The sequence below is a fragment of the Amycolatopsis aidingensis genome (assembly GCF_018885265.1).
In the GTDB taxonomy this organism is placed as follows: Bacteria; Actinomycetota; Actinomycetes; order Mycobacteriales; family Pseudonocardiaceae; genus Amycolatopsis; species Amycolatopsis aidingensis.
This window is the reverse complement of record NZ_CP076538.1, coordinates 4,638,739-4,642,520: the sequence shown is the minus strand read 5'-3', so window position 1 is coordinate 4,642,520 and position 3,782 is coordinate 4,638,739. Positions and strand designations below refer to the sequence as shown.

4 protein-coding genes are annotated in these 3,782 nt (G+C 68.5%); all 4 read left to right on the top strand.

Annotated elements, in window-relative coordinates; genetic code table 11:
* Nucleotides 1-62 precede the first annotated feature (62 nt).
* The 4 genes from KOI47_RS21350 to KOI47_RS21335 are packed head-to-tail and all read left to right on the top strand — an operon-like array spanning nt 63 to nt 3,774.
* Nucleotides 63-1,286: a cytochrome P450 gene (locus tag KOI47_RS21350; protein WP_216206351.1), complete on the top strand. Its 1,224-nt coding sequence runs from the start codon at nt 63-65 to the stop codon at nt 1,284-1,286.
* A gap of 44 nt (nt 1,287-1,330) precedes the next feature.
* Nucleotides 1,331-2,542, top strand: coding sequence for a cytochrome P450 (locus KOI47_RS21345; RefSeq protein WP_216206346.1), 1,212 nt, complete (start codon nt 1,331-1,333; stop codon nt 2,540-2,542).
* A gap of 21 nt (nt 2,543-2,563) precedes the next feature.
* Entirely contained in the window at nt 2,564-2,761 is a 198-nt protein-coding gene (locus KOI47_RS21340; RefSeq protein ID WP_216206343.1) for a ferredoxin, read from the top strand.
* 2 nt (nt 2,762-2,763) lie between these two features.
* The gene (locus KOI47_RS21335) at nt 2,764-3,774 is read left to right on the top strand and encodes a TauD/TfdA family dioxygenase (RefSeq protein ID WP_216206340.1); all 1,011 of its coding nucleotides are present in this window, start codon (nt 2,764-2,766) and stop codon (nt 3,772-3,774) included.
* Nucleotides 3,775-3,782: the final 8 nt, after the last annotated feature.

Below are 3,782 nucleotides of genomic sequence, written 5' to 3'. Positions count from 1 at the left end.
CATTCCCGGGATTTCGAGGTGTTACCCGGTCGTCTGCGGATAGGTAAGGAGCTGGTCCGGTCATGACCGATGTCGCGGATTCCGGCGGCGAGGCCGCCGAGGCGCCGCCGTTCCCGATGCCGCGTACCTGCCCGTTCGACGTACCCGAGGGCTACGCCGGGCTGCGGGACACCCCCGGCCTGCCCTCGGTGCCGTTGCCGACCGGCAAGCGGGGCTGGCTGGTCAGCAGGTATGACGACGCCCGGCAGGTGCTGCTCGACCCGGGGGTGAGCTCGGACCGTACCCGCCAGGATCACCCGGTCGCGCCCATCCCGAAGGAGATGCTGAAGGAGTTCAACCAGTCGCTGGCCGGGATGGACCCGCCGGAACACACCGTGCAGCGGCGGATGGCCAACCAGACCTTCACGGTCAAGCGGATGCAGGAACTGCGCCCACACATCCAGCAGCTGGTGGACCAGCACATCGACGCGATGCTGGCCGGTCCGCGTCCGGTGGACCTGATGCAGGCGCTGGCCAAGCCGGTGCCCTCGCTGATGATCTGTGAGCTGATCGGCGTACCCGAGCAGGATCTGTCCACAGTGGAGGAAATCACCCGAGGGACTCTCGCGCGCAACCCGGAGGACCGGCCGCCCGCCTTCCTGCGGCTGAACGCCTACCTGGACGAGCTGGTGCGTGCCAAGCACGAGGAACCGGGAGACGATCTGCTCGGCAGGCTGGTGGTGAGCAACCGCGAGCGCGCGGAGGCCGACCAGCTGGACCTGGACGATATGGTCGCGATGGCCAGGCTGCTGCTGCAGGCGGGGCACGAGACCACCACGAACCTGATCGGCCTCGGCACCGTCGCCCTGCTCGAGCACCCCGACCAGCTCGCGGAACTGAAGGCCGACCCGAGCCTCACCCCGAACGCGGTGGAGGAACTGCTCCGCTACCTCAACATCACCGACGTCATGCTGTCCAGGGCCGCCATCGCGGATGTGAAGGTCGGGGACACGGTCATCCCGGATGGCGACGGGATCTTCGTGCTCACCGGCGCCTCGAACCGGGACGAGCGGGTCTTCGACAACCCCGACACGTTCGACATCCACCGTGGCGCGCGCAACCACCTCGCCTTCGGCTACGGGACCCATCAGTGCCTCGGCCAGAACCTGGCCCGGATGGCGCTGGACATCGTCTTCCGCACCCTGTTCGCCCGCATCCCCGACCTGCGGCTGGCCGTAGGGGTGGACGAGCTGCCACTGAAGGACGTGCAGCCCTACGGATTCCACGAGATTCCGGTGACCTGGTGATCTGCCTGCTTCCACCGAACCGATACCGCTAGGAGAGGATCCCGATGACCGAGACCGACGCGGGTCCCAGGCCGCACGAGGCCGCGACCTGGCCGCTCGCCAGGACCTGCCCGTTCAGCAACCCGCCGGAGTACGCGACGCTGCGCGCTGAGCAGCCGATCGCCTCCTTCCCGATGCCGACCGGTAGCACCGGGTGGCTGGTCACCAAACACGCCGATGTGCAGAAGGTGCTGCTCGACTCGCGGGTCACCTCGGACCGGCTGCATCCCTCGTACCCGGTCGCCCCGATCCCGCCGGAACTGGTCAAGGAACTCGACATGTCGCTGGTGTGGATGGACCCGCCGGTGCACACCGAGCGTAGGGCGATGCTGATCCCCGAGTTCACGGTGAAGCGGATGCGTGCGCTGCGCCCGCGGATCCAGGAGATCGTGGACGAGCATATCGACGCGATGCTCGAAGGGGACAACTCCGCGGACCTGATGACCGAGTTCTCCCTCCCGGTGCCCTCGCTGATCATCTGCGAGCTGCTCGGTGTTCCCCGCGAGCACCACGCCTTCGTGCAACAGACCGCGCGCTCGATGATCAGCAGCGACCCGCAGGAGATCTACGTCGCCAACCGCAGCCTGCTGGACTTCATGTCGCAGGTCGTCGCGGACAAGGAACAGGAACCCACCGACGACCTGTTCGGCAGGCTGATCGAGAAGAACAAGGAAGCCCAGCTGCTCGACCGGCATGACATGACGGCGATCGCGAAGCTGCTGCTGCTGGCCGGGCACGAGACCAGCGCCAACATGATCTCGCTCGGCGTCGTGGGCCTGCTGCAGCATCCCGAGCAGCTGGAGAAGATGAAGGCCGATCCGGAGCTGACCCCGGACGCGGTCGAGGAACTGCTGCGTTACTTCAGCATCACCGACTACCTGCCTGCCCGCGGCGCGACCGCCGATATCGAGCTGGACGGCGTCACCATCCGCGAGGGCGACGCGATCATGGCGCTGTGCGGTTCCGGCAACCGGGACGAGTCGGTGTACCCGGAGCCGGACAAGCTGGACATCATGCGCAAGGCGCGCAACCACCTCGCGTTCGGGCACGGCGCGCACCAGTGCCTCGGCCAGAACCTGGCCCGGATGGAGCTGGAGATCGTCTACAACACGCTGTTCCGGCGCATCCCCACGCTGGAGCTGGCGGTGCCGGTGGAGGAACTGCCGTTCAAGGACAGCCCGCCGTTCGGGCTGAGCAGCGTTCCGGTCCGCTGGTAGGCAGCCGAGAGAGGAGACACGATGCGGGTAGTGATCGACCACGACCGTTGTGCCGGCTCCGGCCTGTGCGTGCTCACCGACTCCACGGTGTTCGACCAGAACGACGAGGACGGCAGGGTGCGGCTGCTGGTGGCCGAGCCGGACGAGGCCGCGCGCCGCTCGGTCGAGGAGGCCGCGGGGGTGTGCCCCTCACAGGCGATCAGCATCGAGAGTTCCTGAGCATGGCGGAACCGGAACCGGCCACGGTGGCCGGCCACGGCCTGGAGCTGGCCGAGGGCAGGCCGCCGCTGCTGGCGCTTGCGGGACAGCGGGATCCGGCCGAGGGTGAGCGCTGGGTGGCCGAGCACCGGGACCGGATCATCGAGGCATGGTCCGGGTACGGTGCCCTGTTGCTGCGCGGCATCGGCCTCGCCGAGCCCGCCGGGCTGGAACGGATCGCCGCTGCGCTCGGCGTCGCGATCACCACGGAGCGGGAACCCTTCGCCGAGCGGGCCGATCTCGGCGGTGGGGTGTACTCCTCGGTCACCTGGTCCCCGGACCAGCCGATGTGCATGCACCACGAGAACAGCTACGCGCTGGAGGTCCCGCAGCGACTGCTGATCGGCTGCCTGGTGCCCCCGGTGCAGGGCGGCGTCACCGGCCTCGCCGATGGGCACCGGGTGCTGTCCGAGCTGCCCACCGGGCTGGTGGACCGGTTCGCGGCCGAGGGCTGGCTGTTCACCCGCAACTACAGTGAGCTGGTCGGCACCTCCTGGCAGGAGGCCTTCGGCACGGACGACCGGGAGATCGTGGAGAAGTACTGCCGGGCCAACCGGATCGAGCTGGAGTGGCTGGCCGACGGCAGTCTGCGCACCACGCAGCACCGGCCCGCCGTGATCGCGCACCCGCGGACGGGAAGGCGCTGCTGGTTCAACCAGATCGCCTTCTTCAACCAGTGGACCCTGGACCAGGACGTGCGGGAATACCTGACGTTCGAGTTCGGCGCGGACGGCCTGCCGTTCGACACCCGCCACGCCGACGGCAGCCCGATCGAGCAGGACGTGATCGACACGATCAACGGCGTCTACGAGCAGGTGACCATGCGGGAGCCGTGGCAGGCGGGTGACCTGCTGCTGGTGGACAACATCCGCATGGCGCACAGCCGCGAGCCGTACTCCGGCCGCCGGAGCATGGCGATGGTCTTCGGCGACCCGGCAACCGTAACCGGCGTGCAGGCCGGACCCGACGAGTGAGGTGGCAG

Coding starts and splice junctions, on each gene's coding strand:
- KOI47_RS21350 (WP_216206351.1), top strand. CDS start 63: ATGACCGATGTCGCGGATTCCGGCGGCGAGGCCGCCGAGGCGCCGCCG.
- KOI47_RS21335 (WP_216206340.1), top strand. CDS start 2,764: ATGGCGGAACCGGAACCGGCCACGGTGGCCGGCCACGGCCTGGAGCTG.
- KOI47_RS21340 (WP_216206343.1), top strand. CDS start 2,564: ATGCGGGTAGTGATCGACCACGACCGTTGTGCCGGCTCCGGCCTGTGC.
- KOI47_RS21345 (WP_216206346.1), top strand. CDS start 1,331: ATGACCGAGACCGACGCGGGTCCCAGGCCGCACGAGGCCGCGACCTGG.